Annotated in this window: 11 protein-coding genes; 1 reads left to right on the top strand and 10 read right to left on the bottom strand. The window is 63.4% G+C overall.

Going from position 1 to position 15,108, the window contains the following annotated elements:
• From EN932_RS02910 to EN932_RS02900, 3 genes are all read right to left on the bottom strand, one after another.
• The coding region (locus EN932_RS02910; protein ID WP_206618910.1) for a circularly permuted type 2 ATP-grasp protein at nucleotides 1-453 on the bottom strand (453 nt) is incomplete at its 3' end.
• A 6-nt stretch (nucleotides 454-459) separates the two neighbouring features.
• Nucleotides 460-3,819, bottom strand: a complete 3,360-nt coding sequence (locus tag EN932_RS02905) for a transglutaminase family protein (RefSeq protein WP_127368320.1) — start codon at nucleotides 3,817-3,819, stop codon at nucleotides 460-462.
• A gap of 112 nt (nucleotides 3,820-3,931) precedes the next feature.
• Nucleotides 3,932-5,128, bottom strand: a complete 1,197-nt coding sequence (locus EN932_RS02900; protein WP_013529824.1) for an acyl-CoA dehydrogenase — start codon at nucleotides 5,126-5,128, stop codon at nucleotides 3,932-3,934.
• A gap of 137 nt (nucleotides 5,129-5,265) precedes the next feature.
• Here EN932_RS02900 and EN932_RS02895 point away from each other — a divergent pair, with 137 nt between their 5' ends.
• Nucleotides 5,266-6,177, top strand: a complete 912-nt coding sequence (locus EN932_RS02895) for a LysR family transcriptional regulator (RefSeq protein WP_127368319.1) — start codon at nucleotides 5,266-5,268, stop codon at nucleotides 6,175-6,177.
• Here the strand turns inward: EN932_RS02895 and EN932_RS02890 are convergent, their stop codons facing one another.
• From EN932_RS02890 to EN932_RS02860, 7 genes are all read right to left on the bottom strand, one after another.
• Nucleotides 6,178-8,502, bottom strand: a complete 2,325-nt coding sequence (locus EN932_RS02890; protein WP_127368318.1) for a Tex family protein — start codon at nucleotides 8,500-8,502, stop codon at nucleotides 6,178-6,180.
• 125 nt (nucleotides 8,503-8,627) lie between these two features.
• On the bottom strand, nucleotides 8,628-9,809 hold the full coding sequence (locus tag EN932_RS02885; protein ID WP_127368317.1) for a serine hydrolase: 1,182 nt from the start codon (nucleotides 9,807-9,809) through the stop codon (nucleotides 8,628-8,630).
• 37 nt (nucleotides 9,810-9,846) lie between these two features.
• Entirely contained in the window at nucleotides 9,847-11,043 is a 1,197-nt protein-coding gene (locus tag EN932_RS02880) for a serine hydrolase (RefSeq protein WP_127368316.1), read from the bottom strand.
• 64 nt (nucleotides 11,044-11,107) lie between these two features.
• Complete coding sequence (locus tag EN932_RS02875; RefSeq protein WP_027161445.1) at nucleotides 11,108-12,142, bottom strand: extracellular solute-binding protein; 1,035 nt, start codon at nucleotides 12,140-12,142, stop codon at nucleotides 11,108-11,110.
• 23 nt (nucleotides 12,143-12,165) lie between these two features.
• On the bottom strand, nucleotides 12,166-12,966 hold the full coding sequence (locus tag EN932_RS02870) for an ABC transporter permease (RefSeq protein WP_013529816.1): 801 nt from the start codon (nucleotides 12,964-12,966) through the stop codon (nucleotides 12,166-12,168).
• Complete coding sequence (locus EN932_RS02865) at nucleotides 12,959-13,879, bottom strand: ABC transporter permease (RefSeq protein WP_013529815.1); 921 nt, start codon at nucleotides 13,877-13,879, stop codon at nucleotides 12,959-12,961. Before EN932_RS02865 ends, EN932_RS02870 begins: the two co-directional genes overlap by 8 nt.
• A gap of 2 nt (nucleotides 13,880-13,881) precedes the next feature.
• Nucleotides 13,882-14,976: an ABC transporter ATP-binding protein gene (locus EN932_RS02860; protein WP_027161444.1), complete on the bottom strand. Its 1,095-nt coding sequence runs from the start codon at nucleotides 14,974-14,976 to the stop codon at nucleotides 13,882-13,884.
• Nucleotides 14,977-15,108: the final 132 nt, after the last annotated feature.

The following is a 15,108-nucleotide window of genomic DNA, read 5'->3' as shown; positions in this document are numbered from 1 at the left end:
GACAGGCCGAAAATATTCGGGGCTGGCGGCGATCAATCCCGCCGGCAGGATGCCTTTTTCGACCAGCCGGTTCGGCCCGTATATATCGGCGATGGTTTCCTCGAACAGTTCGGCGCGCTGCACGAGGCCGGCGCTGATCGCCGCCCACTCGCTCTCTTCGATGAGAACCGGGACATGCGCCAGCGGCCATTCGCGTTCATTGGCGCCGGCCTTGTCATAGACGCGGTAATAAACGCCGGCATCGCGCAGATACTGGTCGGCGCGGGCAAAGCGCTGGCCGAGCTTTTCAGCACCGAGTTCCTCGAGCGCCTCGACAAAATGCTTCCAGGCCGGGCGAGGATTGCCCGATGCATCGACCATCTCGTCGACGACGCCGTCGATAGGCTGGTAGTGCTCCAGCAGGCTGTGGGTCTGCGGCTTGCCGCGTCCCCTCTTGTGATTCCCCTTTGCCATTGCTGATCAGAGTCTTGCCGGCCGCCGAAGGTCAAGGGTCATCGGGAAATCTTCCGCCGGTTGTTCTTCACGGATCACATAGGCGGATGGCGTATGGCCACGCGGTTCGAAGCGGGCGAGCCGCCGAGCTTCCGCCTCGTTGCCATTGACCGGAAAGGTGTCGTAATTGCGCCCGCCGGGATGGGCGACATGGTAGACGCAGCCGCCGACCGCACGGCCCGACCATCGGTCATAGATGTCGAAGACCAGCGGCGTGTTGACCGGCAGCGCCGGATGCAGGCCCGATGCCGGCTGCCAGGCCTTGAAGCGCACGCCTGCCACCGCCACTTCGCGATTGTCAGTGACCTTCATCGGCACGATGCGGCCGTTGCAGACGACTGCGTGGCGCTCCGGGTTCAGCCCTTCGGTCTTGACCTGCAGCCGTTCGACCGAGGAATCGACGAAGCGCACGGTGCCGCCGATCGCGCCTTGCTCGCCCATGACATGCCACGGTTCCAGCGCCTGGCGCAGTTCCAGCTTGATGCCGGCATGCTGAACCTCGCCGCAGAACGGAAAGCGGAATTCGAGCTGGGCGTCGAACCATTCGGGACGGAACTCAAAACCGTTGAGCTTGAGGTCGTCGAGCACGTCGAGGAAATCGGCCCAGACATGATGCGGCAGCATGAAACGATCGTGCAGAGAAGTGCCCCATCGCACGAAGCGGCCGTCGAGCGGGTTCTTCCACGCACGGGCGATGATGGCGCGCACCAAAAGTTGCTGCGCGAGGCTCATGCGCGCATTGGGCGGCATCTCGAAGCCGCGGAATTCGACCAGCCCCAGCCGGCCGGTCGGTCCGTCGGGCGAAAACAGCTTGTCGATGCAGATTTCCGAACGATGCGTATTCCCGGTGACGTCGGTCAACAAATTGCGGAACAGCCGGTCGACCAGCCATGGCAAGGGTGCGTTGCCCTGGTCTGGATGCGGCACCTGCGCCATAGCGATCTCAAGCTCGTAGAGCGAGTCGTGACGCGCCTCGTCGAAGCGTGGCGCCTGGCTGGTCGGCCCGATGAACAGGCCGGAGAACAGGTAGGACAGCGACGGATGGCGCTGCCATTGCAGCACCAGGCTCTTCAGCAGGTCCGGCCTTCGCAGGAACGGGCTGTCATTGGGTGTCGCACCGCCGACCACGACATGGTTGCCGCCGCCGGTGCCGGTGTGGCGGCCATCGATCATGAACTTGTCTGCGCCAAGCCGTGTCTGCCGCGCCTCCTCGTAGATCGCCGTCGTCGTCGCCACGCAATCCTGCCAGTTGGAAGCAGGATGGATGTTGACCTCGATGACGCCTGGGTCAGGCGCGACGCGGATGACGTTGAGGCGCGGATCGTGCGGCGGGCCATAGCCTTCGATGTGCACGGGAAGGCCTATCGCCTTCGCCGCGTTCTCGGCCGCCGCGACCAGTTCGAGATAGTCTTCCAGCGCCTCGACCGGCGGCATGAACACGCAAAGCCGGCCATCGCGCGGCTCGACCGAAAGTGCGGTGCGCACCGCGCCGCCAATCTCGGTGATCTCCTGCTCGACCCGCTCCTGCTGGCCGGTCGCAGCGGTGAACGATGCCGCCTGCTGGCGGCGCGCCATCTCGTCGGCGCCTTCCAGTTCGGCTGGAGCCGGTCCGGCCAGTATGGCTTCACGCGCGAGCAGCGGGCCGCGTGGCAGTGATGGATCGACCGGCACGATATAAGGGAATTGCTCCGGCGGCACATAGGGCAACGTGCCGAGCGGCAGCCGGTAGCCGACCGGTGAATCGCCTGGCACCAGGAACAGCCGGCCACGCCGCGTCTTCCATTTTTCCGAACGCCAGCGCGGATCCGATGCCTGGCTGTTCCAGCGCTGGACGGGGAGCACATAGCCGGACGGTTTGGTCAGCCCGCGTTCGAACACTTTCGCCATGCGGCTGCGTTCTTCCGGATCCTCCAGCCTGGAGTTGGACGGATCGACATTGTCGGGCAGCTTGCCTTCCTTGAGCAGCCATTCGGCCGGATCCTCATAGGCTTCGCTCACCATGGCCTTGTCGATGCCGAGTTCGCCGGCAATCGCGGTGAGCAGGCTTTCGGCCTGCTTCGGGCCGATATCGGCCTCGCTCTTTTCGCGTGCGATCAGCGACGGATCGCTCCACACCGGCTGGCCGTCGGCACGCCAGTAGAGCGAAAAGGTCCAGCGCGGCAGGCTTTCGCCCGGATACCATTTGCCCTGGCCGTAATGGAGAAAGCCGCCCGGCGCAAAGCGCTCGCGCAGTTTACGGATCAGTTCGTCGGCCTTTTCGCGCTTGGTGGGACCGACGGCGGCGGTGTTCCATTCGGCCGACTCGAAATCGTCGATCGACACGAAAGTCGGCTCGCCGCCCATCGTCAGCCGCACGTCGCCGGCGGCAAGTGCTTTATCGACCTTGTTGCCCAGAGCGTCGAGCGCCTGCCAGCTTTCGTCCGAAAATGGCTTTGTGATGCGCGGATGTTCGGCGATGCGGTCGACCCGCATCTCGAAGCCGAATTCGACATTGGCGAAGCTCGCCATGCCGGAAATCGGGGCCGCGTTGCGGAAATGCGGCGTGGCGGCCAGCGGCACATGGCTCTCGCCGGTGAGCAGGCCCGAGGTCGGATCGAAGCCGATCCAGCCGGCGCCGGGAAGATAGACCTCGCACCACGCATGCAGATCGGTGAAGTCGACGGCGGTTCCGGCTGGACCGTCCAGCGCCACCAGATCGGGCTTCAACTGGACCAGATAGCCGGAAACGAAGCGCGCCGCGATGCCGAGATTGCGCAGGATCTGCACCAGCAGCCAGCTCGAATCCCGGCACGATCCCTTTTTCGCGGCCAAGGTCTCTTCCGGCGAGAACACACCGGTTTCCATGCGCACGATATAGGCGATCTCGCGCTGCAGCCGCGCGTTGAGATCGACCAGGAAATTGACGGTGTTGGCAGCGCTGCGATCGATGGTCTTCAGCAGCGCCGACAGCAGCGGTCCCGCCGGCTCCGGAGTGCGATAGATGGCGAGATCGTCGCGTATCTCTTCCGGATACTCGAACGGAAACGCCTCGGCCGACGGCTCGACGAAGAAATCGAACGGATTGTAGACCGTCATGTCGGCGACGAGGTCAACCTCGATCTTCAACTCCGTCACCGGCTCCGGAAAGACGAAGCGGGCGAGGAAATTGCCGTAAGGATCCTGCTGCAGATTGACGAAGTGGTTCGCCGGCTCGACCTTGAGCGAATGGCTCAGCACCTTGGTACGGGAATGCGGCGCCGGCTGCAGCCGGATGATCTGGGGCCCGAGAACCACCGGCCGGTCGTATTTGTAATGGGTCAGGTGGTAGACGGCTGCCAGAATTGCCATGGGGCCCCGGAATTCAGCGTTTCAAACGATTTCGCTGAACCCTGACACATCTGGCGACCATTCTCCAAGCAGAGATGTTGCGGTGCACCTAATTTAAGCAACGGTTACCGGCTCAGAAAAATGCCTGCAACCCCGTCTGCGCCCTTCCCAGGATCAGCGCATGCACGTCATGCGTGCCTTCATAGGTGTTGACCGTCTCCAGGTTCTGCGCGTGGCGCATGACGTGGTAGCCGATCTGGATGCCGTTGCCGCCATGCATGTCGCGGGCCTGGCGGGCGATATCCAGCGCCTTGCCGCAATTGTTGCGCTTGACGATCGAGATCATTTCCGGCGCCATCTTGCCTTCATCCAGCAGCCGCCCGACGCGCAAGGACGCCTGCAATCCCAACGCAATTTCGGTCTGCATGTCGGCAAGCTTCTTCTGGTAGAGCTGCGTGCCGGCCAGCGGCTTGCCGAACTGCTTGCGGTCGAGACCGTATTGGCGGGCGCGGTGCCAGCAATCCTCGGCGGCGCCCATCGAGCCCCAGGAAATGCCAAAGCGAGCCCGGTTGAGGCATCCGAACGGTCCGCCAAGGCCCTTTGCGTTGGGCAGCAGCGCGTCCTCACCGACCTCGACGCCTTCCATCACCACTTCGCCGGTGATCGACGCCCGCAGCGACAGCTTGCCGCCGATCTTCGGCGCCGAAAGCCCTTTCATGCCCTTTTCCAGCACGAAGCCACGGATCTCGTCCTTGCCGTTCTCCCCCTTCAGCTTCGCCCAGACGACGAACACATCGGCGACGGGCGCGTTGGAAATCCACATCTTCGAACCGGACAGCTTGTAGCCGTTGGCGGTCTTCTCGGCGCGCGTCTTCATACCGCCGGGGTCGGAGCCTGCATCCGGCTCGGTCAGGCCGAAACAGCCGATCCACTCGCCGCTGGCGAGCTTGGGCAGGTACTTCTTGCGCTGTTCGTCCGAGCCATAGGCATAGATCGGATACATCACCAGCGACGACTGCACTGACATCATCGACCGATAGCCGGAATCGACGCGCTCTACTTCGCGTGCGACCAGCCCATAGGTGACGTAGTTCGCGCCAAGCCCGCCGAATTCTTCAGGGATGTTGATGCCGAGCAGGCCGGCCTCGCCCATTTCACGGAAGATCGCGGTGTCGAAGGTCTCGTTGAGGTAGGCGTCCTCGATCCGCGGCGCCAGTCTGTCGGCGGCGAAGGCGGCCGCCCCGTCGCGCACCATGCGCTCGTCTTCCGAAAGCTGGCCCTCGATCAGGAACGGGTCTTCCCAGACGAATGCGTTCTTGTCGGCGGCCATGACGTTCTCCCAAACCAATGCATGTCGCTCAAAACGATGACACGCGTGAAGCAAAATGTTGGCCCGTTCTATCGGCCTGTGCCTCGAAAAAATCAAACGAAATTGATTCACCGATCAATGAGCATTAGGAATGGATCATGAGTGTCCAGCGCCGCCTTTTGCCCAACATCAGCGCCCTTGCCGCCTTCGAGGCTGTGGCCCGGCTCGGCAGTTTCACCGCCGCCGCCCAGGAGCTCGATCTGACCCAGGGCGCGGTCAGCCGCCAGATCAAACTTCTGGAAGATCAGTTCGGCCGCCGGCTGTTCGAACGCGACAGCCGCAATGTCAGGCTGTCGACATCGGGCGAGATCTACGCCGAGGCGGTGCGTTCAGCACTTGGGCAATTGCGTGACGCAGCCCTTGGATTGATGAGCAATCGGCATAGTGGTATCCTGAACCTTGCCATTTTGCCGACCTTCGGCACGCGCTGGCTGATGCCGATGATCCCCGATTTCGTCGAAAACAATCCCGATATCACCATCAACTTCGTCACCCGCGTCGGCCGCTTCGATTTCGCCAGGGAGAGGCTGGATGCCGCCATCCACTACGGCCTGCCGGACTGGCCGGAGGCCGACTCGACACTGTTGGTGCGCGAAACCGTGGCGCCGGTCGTGTCGCCCGAATTCCTCGCCGGCCGCGCCATCGCCTCAACGGCCGATATCGGCCGCTTGCCGCTGCTGCACATGGCGACGCGTCCTGGCGCCTGGACAGAATGGTTCGAGCATCAGGGCCTGAGCGCGCCGACCGGGCCCGGCATGCAGTTCGAACAGTTCGGCACCGCCGCCCAAGCCTGCATGGCGGGGCTCGGCGTGGCGCTGCTGCCGTTGATCCTCATTGCAGGCGAATTGCAGCGCGGCCAGCTGGTGCCGGCGCCAGGCCAGCCCATGCAAAGCCGCAGTGCCTACTATCTCGTCGTCCCGCACGACAAGCGCGGCCATCCGCCGGTCGCCAGTTTTCGCGACTGGCTGCTGGGCCAGGTCGAGAAGGAACCGGCCGTTCTGGCGTGGTAGCTACTTTCGCTTCAGCGCATCCGCCAAAGCAGCACCGAACGCTCCCTGTTGCGCCGGCCGCTCCGGCTGGCGTTGCTGGGGTGCCGGCGAACGTGGCGCCGGCCTGCCGCCATTGTCGCGCGGTCCGCTGCGCGGAGCACCACCCTCGCCGCTATCCTTGCGCATGGAAAGCGCGATGCGCTTGCGCTTGATGTCGACATCGACGACGCGCACCTTCACCACGTCGCCGGCCTTGACCACCTCATGCGCATCCTTGATGAACCGATCGGCCAGCTGCGAGACATGCACCAGCCCGTCCTGATGCACTCCGATATCGACGAAGGCGCCGAAGGCGGCCACGTTGGTGACCGTGCCTTCCAGCAGCATGCCGGGCTTCAGATCCTTGATGTCGTCGATGCCGTCGGCGAAGGTCGCCGTCTTGAAGCCTGGGCGCGGGTCGCGGCCGGGCTTTTCCAGCTCCGCCAGGATATCGCGCACCGTCGGCAAGCCGAAACGCTCGTCGACGAAGACGCGTGGGTCGAGTGCCTTGAGCGCGGCACTGTCGCCCATCAACGACCGCACATCGCGCCCGCAGGCAGCGACGATCTTCTTCGCCACGCCATAGGCCTCCGGATGCACCGACGAGGCGTCGAGCGGCTCGCTGCCATTGGCAATGCGCAGGAAGCCGGCGGATTGTTCGAAGGCCCGAGGTCCGAGCCGCGGCACCTTGAGCAGGTCCTTCCGGCTGGCGAAGGGCCCGGTCGCATCGCGATGCGCAACGATCGCGTCGGCCAGCGATGCGCCCAGACCTGAAACGCGCGCCAAAAGCGGCGCCGAGGCAGTGTTGAGATCGACGCCGACGGCATTGACCGCGTCCTCGACCACCGCTTCCAGCGAGCGGCCGAGCCGGTACTGGTCGACATCGTGCTGGTACTGGCCGACGCCGATCGATTTGGGTTCGATCTTGACCAGTTCGGCCAGCGGATCCTGCAGCCGCCGGGCGATCGACACGGCGCCGCGCAACGACACGTCGAGGCCGGGGAATTCCGCCGCCGCCGTCGCCGATGCCGAATAGACAGAGGCGCCGGCCTCGCTGACGATCACTTTCAGTGGCTTGGGGCCACCGTCCGCCGGCATGTCGGACAGCATGTCGGCCACCAGCTTTTCGGTCTCGCGGCTGCCGGTGCCGTTGCCGATCGAAATCAGCTCGACCTTGTGCAGGCGGATGAGCTTGGCGAGTTCCGCCTGCGTGCCACGCACATCGTTTCTGGGCGGAAATGGATAGACCGTCGTCGTTGTCAGCACCTTGCCAGTGCCGTCGACCACCGCCACCTTGACGCCGGTGCGGATGCCGGGGTCGAGCCCCATCGTGGCGCGCGAGCCGGCGGGAGCGGCCAGCAGTAGATCCTTGAGGTTGCGGGCAAAGACGTGGATCGCTTCCTCCTCCGCCCGCTCGCGCAGATCGCGCATCAAATCGAGCGTCAGATGCAGCGACAGTTTTATACGCCAGGTCCAGCCCGCCACCTCCATCAGCCATCTGTCACCCGCAAGGCTGCCGCCGATGGCATAGGCATCGGCGATCATCCGCTCGACCGGCTTCACCGGTGAGCTGTCATCGGCATCGACCTCGATGTCGAGCGACAGCACTTCCTCGTTGCGGCCGCGCAGCATCGCCAGCGCGCGATGGCTCGGCACATTTGCCCAACGCTCGACATGGTCGAAATAATCGGAGAATTTCGCGCCGGCCTCCTGCTTGCCGTCGACCACCCTGGCCCGCATGAAGGCGCGCTCCTTCATGTAGCTGCGCAATTTGCCGACCAGATCGGCATTCTCGGCGAATTGTTCCGACAGGATGTCGCGCGCGCCCTCGAGCACCGCCTTGGTATCGGCCACCTCTTCGTTGACATAGGCCAGCGCCAGTTCGGCAGGCACCAATGAGCGGTTCGCCAAGATGGCTTCGGCCAGCGGCCCCAGCCCGCGCTCCCTGGCGATCTCGGCCTTGGTCCGGCGTTTGGGCTTGTAGGGCAGGTAGATGTCCTCAAGTTCCGCCTTGGTGGTGGCGGCGACGATCTTGCCTTCAAGCTCCTCGGTCAGCTTGCCCTGTTCGCGGATCGAGCCAAGGATGGTGTCGCGGCGCGCGTCGAGCTCGCGCAGATAGGCAAGGCGTTCGGCAAGATCGCGCAATTGCGTGTCGTCGAGCCCGCCGGTGACTTCCTTGCGGTAGCGCGCCACGAACGGCACTGTCGCGCCCTCATCGAGCAGTTCGATCGCCGCGGCCGCCTGTTCGGGCCGCGCGCTGATCTCGGCCGCGATGATGGCTGCAATGCGCTTGATGTCGGATGCCATGTCGTTCCTGCTCTCATCCAAAGAGCGGCGACCATAGGCGCAGACGTCCGGCCCGCCAACCGCCGCGCTTCGATCAGCCCGGCGGGTCCACAGGAAAGCGTATGCTAATGTGGTGGACAGCCGCGCTAGATTATCCGGCTGAGCGCCTCGAAGAACGCGACGATCTCGATATCGAGCGGATCGTCGACAGGCTGCGGCTGCGACGACATCTTGGCGATCACCACTTCGGTCCTGGGATCGACATACAGCCACTGGCCATGGATACCGATGCCGCAATAGGCGCCGTTCTCGTGTCCAGTCTGGTACCATTTGTTGCGGTAGCGGCCCTTGGGAAACAGTGGCAGCATCGCGCCGCGCTGCCAGGCGTCCGCACTGCCGCCAGTGCTGGTCGTGTCGCGCACCCAGGCTTCCGGTACGATGCGGCGGCCATTGGCCATGCCACCTTGCCGCATCATCTCGCCGACACGCGCCAGGTCGCGCGGCGTCACCGAAATGCCGCCGGCCGTGCGCGCCGTGCCCTCCATGTCGACGCCGATCGAGGCTTCGCTGACAGCGCCGAGCGGCAGCCACAGCTTCTCGCGCATCAGGTCGGTGAACCGCTGGCCCGACGCACGCTCGAGCAGCAGGCCGAGCAGGTCGGAATTCGGCGAGCGGTAGCGGAAGGTCTGGCCATGCGGCTCTGCAAGGCGTTGCAGGGTCAGGATGAATTCGCGCAGGCTCTCCGTACCGCCGCCCGGATTCCACAGCGTGGCACGGCGATAGCGGGCGAAAGCACTTTCCGGATCGAGATAGGCTTCCTCGAAATCGAGACTGACGCTCATATCGAGCACATGCCGCACGCTCGCATCGCCATAGGCCGAGCCGGCGGCTTCGGGGATGTAGGCCGTCACCGGCGCTTCCGGGTCGAACACCCCCTCGCCTTCCAGTATGCCGGCAATGATGGCGGTCAGCGACTTGCTGATCGAAAAGATGATGTGGCGGGCGCCGAAATCCATATGCGGCGCGAACCAGTCGCCGACGATCCTGCCGCCTTTCATCACCGTCAGTGCGTCGGTGCTCGAACGTGCGAGAAAATCAGCCACTGTCTCCGGTGTGCCGGCGATCGCGACCTTCTCGCCGAGCAGGCCGCCCATATCGCGCACGGGGGTTTCGACAACGCCCGACGTCGCCGTCACCCGGGCGGTCGGCACCAGTTCGCCGAGATTCTGGAACGACCACCGGTTGAACGGGTTCTCGCGCCAATTGGCGAGCACGACCTGGTTGCGCCGGAAGCCATAGCGGGTCTCGAACACGGTTTTGCCGGTCATGGCGTTTCCTTCCGGGTCGTTTCTTCTTTGTGGGGGCTCAGCGAAGTGCCGTGGCGATAGCGTGCACGGCTTTCAGCGTCGCTATGGAATAGGCACCATTGGCGAAATCCGGCCAGGTCGAAAGCTTCACCACGACCATTCCGGTGTTCCAGTCGATATGGATCATCTGACCGAACACGCCGCGGCACATCAGTGCGCGCGAGCGCGGGTCCTCGATCCAGAACTGGTTGCGATAGCTGCCCTCCGGCAGGCTGGGGCTGAAGTCCGGCCCATGCCTGCCGTTGCGCGTGTCCTCGACCCAGCCGGCCGGCACGACGCCGCCACCATTGTCGAGGATCAATTGGCCGAAGCGGCCATAATCGCGCAGCGTCGCGTTGAAACCGCCGTCGGCCACCGCATAGCCGGCGCTGTCGACCGTGAAGCAGGCGCTTTCATCGGCGCCGAGCTTTTGCCAGAGTTCTTCCGAAACCAGTTGCGGCAGCCGTTTGCCTGTCACCCGCTCCATGATGAAGGCGAGCACATCGGTCTCGATCGAGCGGTATTCGAATTGAGCCCCGTGCGGACGGACCGTTTCCTTCAAGCCCAGGATCAGTTCGAACATGTGCGAGGGCCAGCGAAAATCCGGATCGCTGCCAAGCGGCACCGGCTTCCAGCCGGTGGCGACATCGACCTGGCCGATGTCGGAATAGCGGTCGGTATATTCCTCGGAGAAACGGACGCCGCTGGTCATGTCCAGCACATGCTGCACATTGGCGCCGGCCCAGCCGGTAGCGCCGAGTTCCGGCAGGTAGTCGCTTACCGGTCTGGCCGGATCGATCAGGCCGCGCCCGACCAGTATGCCGAACACCGAACCGGTGACGGACTTCGCCATCGACTGCGACAGGTGCAGCGTGCGCTCGTCCATGCCGTTGAAATAGCGCTCATAGGCAACCTTGCCGTCCTTGAGCACCAGAAAACCGTCCGTATAGGTCTCGTCGAGCAGCCCGGCGAGTGTCGTCGGCTTGCCCTCGCTGTCCTCGACCGCCAGCCCGTCAAGATCGACCTCGGCGCGTTCGAGACGGCGGCGATGGCCGTTGCCGCGCCAGACTTCGGCGGTCGGCAGAATTTCACGGATGTGCTGGAACGCCCAGCGGTTCCATGGCGGCCGGTCCCAGTCGAGCTTCGGCGGCACCATGGCGGGCGGCGAGCCCTGCATGATCGGCGGCCGCGGATCGCTGTTGCGATAGGAGTCCATGAAAGGCCATTCCCGGAAAAGAAAAGACCCGGCGGCATGTGCCGCCGGGTCTCTCATGCAGCGGTTACTTCTGCAGTTCGGTCCAGATCTTGGTGTAGAGTTCCTGCGTTTCCGGCGGGCACATCTTCTGGAATTCGCCTTTCGGCTTGGCATCGGCCGGAATGACGACTTCCGGCGCATCCTTCATGTCCGCCGGCATGTATTTGTCCGAGCCGGTGATGGCGTTGGCATAGCGGTGGAAGGCCGAGAGGCCCGCCGCGTTTTCCGGATCCATGATGAAGTTCTGGAACAGCTTGGCATTGTCGACGTTCTTGGCTTCCTTCAGAACGACGACGTTGTCGCTCCACAGGCCAAAGCCTTCCTTCGGATAGTTGTAGTGGATGGCCGGATTGGCCAGCCGCTGGCGCAGTGCCGAGCCGTTCCAGTCGCTGGTCGCCTTGAAATCGCCGGCGCCCATCTTCTCGATGGTGTTGTATTCCATGGCGATCCAGTTCGGCTTGGCCGCCACCAGGAGGTCGCGCACCTTCTTCAGCACCGCCTTGTCGTCGGTGCACTGCTGGCCGCCGACATATTTGATCGCCGCGAAGATGACGTCGCCCATCTCCGGAACGACGTTGACCTTGCCCTTCAGCTCGTCCGGCGTGTTGAAGACGATGCCCCAGCTGTCGGCTGGACCCTTGTAGGCATCGGTGTTGACGACGACGCCGATCGTGCCCCAGGCCCACGGCACCGAATATTTGCGGCCCGGATCGAACTCGGGATTGGCCCATTCCGGCGCGACGTTCTTGAAGTTCTCCATCTTGCCCGGATCGGTCTCGAGCAGGAGACCTTCCTTGATCCAGATCGGCACATAGGTCTGCGACGGCACCGCGATGTCGAAGCCGGTGCCGCCCTGGCGAACCTTGGCCAGCGCGGTGTCGTTGGAATCGTAATCGGTGATGGTCACCTTGACGTTGTATTTGGCTTCGAACTTCTTGATCACGTCGGGGCTGGTGTAGTTGCCCCAATTGTAGATGTTGAGCACGCCGTCGGCGCGGGCCAGGCCCGTCGAGGCGAGCAACGCCAACCCCATGGCGGTTGCTGTTGTCTTCCAGTTCATGGTTTTAACTCCCATTTTTCGGTTCAGTCTCGTTTCCTGCTGACGAAGAAAAACAACGTGACGATGGCAACCGAGAGCAGCAGGAAGGCGGTCGATATCGCGTTGATCTCGGGTGTGATGCCGCGGCGGATCTGGCCGAGCATGTAGGTGGGCAGCGTGTCCTGGCCGCCCGATTTGACGAACTCGGTGATGACGACGTCGTCGAGCGAGATGACGAAGGCCAGCATCAGCCCGGCCAGGATGCCGGGCCACAGAAGCGGCAACGTGATGCGCCGGAACGTCTTCCAGGGCGTCGCGTAGAGGTCGGCTGCGGCACGCTCCAGCGTCAGGTCCATATTCTCAAGCCGCGCCCGGATCGGCAAATAGGCAAAGGGAATGCAGAACGCCGTGTGCGCGGCGACCAGATAGCCGATGCCGGAATAGCCGGTGAAGATCTTGATGCGCGAGAAGAAAATCAGCAGCGCCACCCCGGTGACGATCTCGGGCACCATCAGCGGCTGGTTGATCGCCGCATACTTGAAGGTGAGGCCGGGATAGGACGCGGTGCGGGTGGTGGCGAGCGCCGCCATGGTGGCAAAGATCGTGGAGAGCACCGCCGCAATGGAGCCGATCTGGAAGGAACGCAGCGTGGCATCGACGACCTGCGTGTTCTGCCATGCCGACTGGAACCATTTCAGCGAAAAGCCGCCCCATTCGGAGGTCGAGCTCGCCGCGTTGAAGGCATAGATGACCAGCACGATGATCGGCAGATACAGCACGATAAAGCAGGTCGCGGCGATCGCGCTGAATCCTGGCTGGTGCTTGATGGAAAAGTTCTTAGCCATGACGCACCCCCGACTTGCCGGCATTGCGCACATAGGCAAGCAGCGCCACCATGACGATGATCATGACGGCGATCGACAGCGCCGAGCCGAGTGGCCAGTTGCGGCCCTGCCCGAACTGCAATTCGATCAGGTTGGACAGCATCATGTTCTTGCCGCCGCCAAGCACGCTCGGCGTCACATAGGCGCCAAGCGCTGGAATGAAGACCAGGATGGAGCCGGCGATGACGCCCGGCTTGACCATCGGAAAGATAATCCGCCGCAGCACCTGGAAGCGCGTGGCGTAAAGGTCATAGCCCGCCTCGACCAGCCGGAAATCGAGCTTTTCCATACTGGCGTAGATCGGCAGCACCATCAGCGGCAGGTAGACATAGGCCATGCCGATCAGGATCGCCGTGTCGGTGTAGAGGATCTGGATCGGCGCCGAGATGATGCCGAGCTTGAGCAGCATTGTGTTGATGATGCCTTCGTTGCGGATGATCTGCAGCACCGCGAAGGTGCGGATCAAAAGGTTGGTCCAGAACGGAATGGTGATCAGGAACAGCCAGAGATCGCGGGTCTTTTCGCTGCGCGTCGCCATGAAATAGGCGGTCGGGAAACCAAGCACCAAGGTGGCGATCGTCGTCACCACCGAGAGCTTGATCGAGCGCAGGAAGATGGTGACGTGGGCGGCGGCGATCGAAAGCGTGTCGTCGAAGATATCGCGTTCCAGAAACACCGCTATCCAGGCTTCCGGCGAGAACTGCCACTTCACGTCGCCATAGGAGCCTGGCGTCAGGAACGAGTAGACGAGCACGATCAGCAAGGGGCCGGTCGCGGCGAGGAAAATGACCAGCAGCGCTGGCGCTGACAAAAGCCAGCGGTCGCGGACATCGCGCCGCTCCGCTGCCTTGGCGACTTCTTCCGCGGTCGCCATCGTCAGTCCTTCAGGACCTGGGCGGCATCGCTGCCGATGAGGATGCCGACCGCGTCGCCCTTCTCGAAACCGCAGCCCGCGCTGCGCGTGTTCTGCTGGCGTACGGTGAAGAGTTCGCCGCTGTCGAGATGAACATGGATGTGGGTGTCGGTACCGAAATAGACGATATTATCGACCCTCCCCGACAGTTCGCCCTTGGCCTTGGTCAGCTTGGCGTGTTCAGGCCGAACCACGACCGTGGCATTGGGCTTGGGCTGGAAACCCTGGGCCACGGTCGCCTCGATGGTCGCACCGGACTTGAGCGTGGCGCGCGCCTTGCCGTTGGCCATCTCGCTGATGGCGGCCGTCAGGAAGTTGGTTTCACCGATAAAGTCGGCGACGAAGCGTTCGGCCGGCTTGTCGTAGATATCCCAGGGCGAACCGACCTGGAGGATCTTGCCCGATGACATGACCGCGATGCGGTCGGACATGGTCAGCGCTTCTTCCTGGTCGTGGGTGACGAAGATGAAGGTGATGCCGGTCTCGTGCTGCAACCGCTTCAACTCGATCTGCATCTCCTTGCGCAGCTTATAGTCGAGCGCCGACAGTGGCTCGTCGAGCAAAAGCACCTTCGGCTGCGGTGCCAAGGCGCGGGCCAAGGCCACGCGCTGCTGCTGGCCGCCGGAGATCTGGCTGGTGCGACGACCGGCGAGTGCCTCCATCTTGACCAGCTTCAGCATCTCGGCGACGCGCGCCTTGATCTCGGCCCTCGGCTTACCCAGCATTTCCAGGCCAAAGCCGATATTGTCGGCGACCGTCATGTGCGGGAACAGCGCATAGGATTGGAAAACGGTGTTGACCGGCCGTTTGAAGGGTGGCAGCGGCGCGATGTCCTGGCCGTAGAGCAGGATTTCACCGGCGGTTGGAAAATCGAAGCCGGCGATCAGCCTGAGCAACGTCGTCTTGCCGCAGCCGGATGGCCCCAGCAACGTGAAGAATTCGTTCTCGCGGATAGATACCGAGACCGTGTCGAGGGCAGCCACCTGCCCCTCACCTGATCCGAAAATTTTGCTGACGTTTACTACTTCAATCGCATTCCGATCCGGTTTGTCCGGCACGATTACGCCTCACTGTTGACCCCGCTCTTGCTGGCGGAGCTCTTCCCCTGTTCGATGTGACCACATGGCCGGTGGGTTGGCAAGCCCGGCATTGGGTCACAGTTCAGTCAGTCATTGAGGCCTGCAAGCCCC

The sequence above is a fragment of the Mesorhizobium sp. M7A.F.Ca.US.002.01.1.1 genome (assembly GCF_004022955.1).
Lineage (GTDB): Bacteria > Pseudomonadota > Alphaproteobacteria > Rhizobiales > Rhizobiaceae > Mesorhizobium > Mesorhizobium ciceri.
The sequence above is the reverse complement of the archived record's forward strand: the minus strand, read 5'-3'. Positions and strand labels throughout refer to the sequence as shown.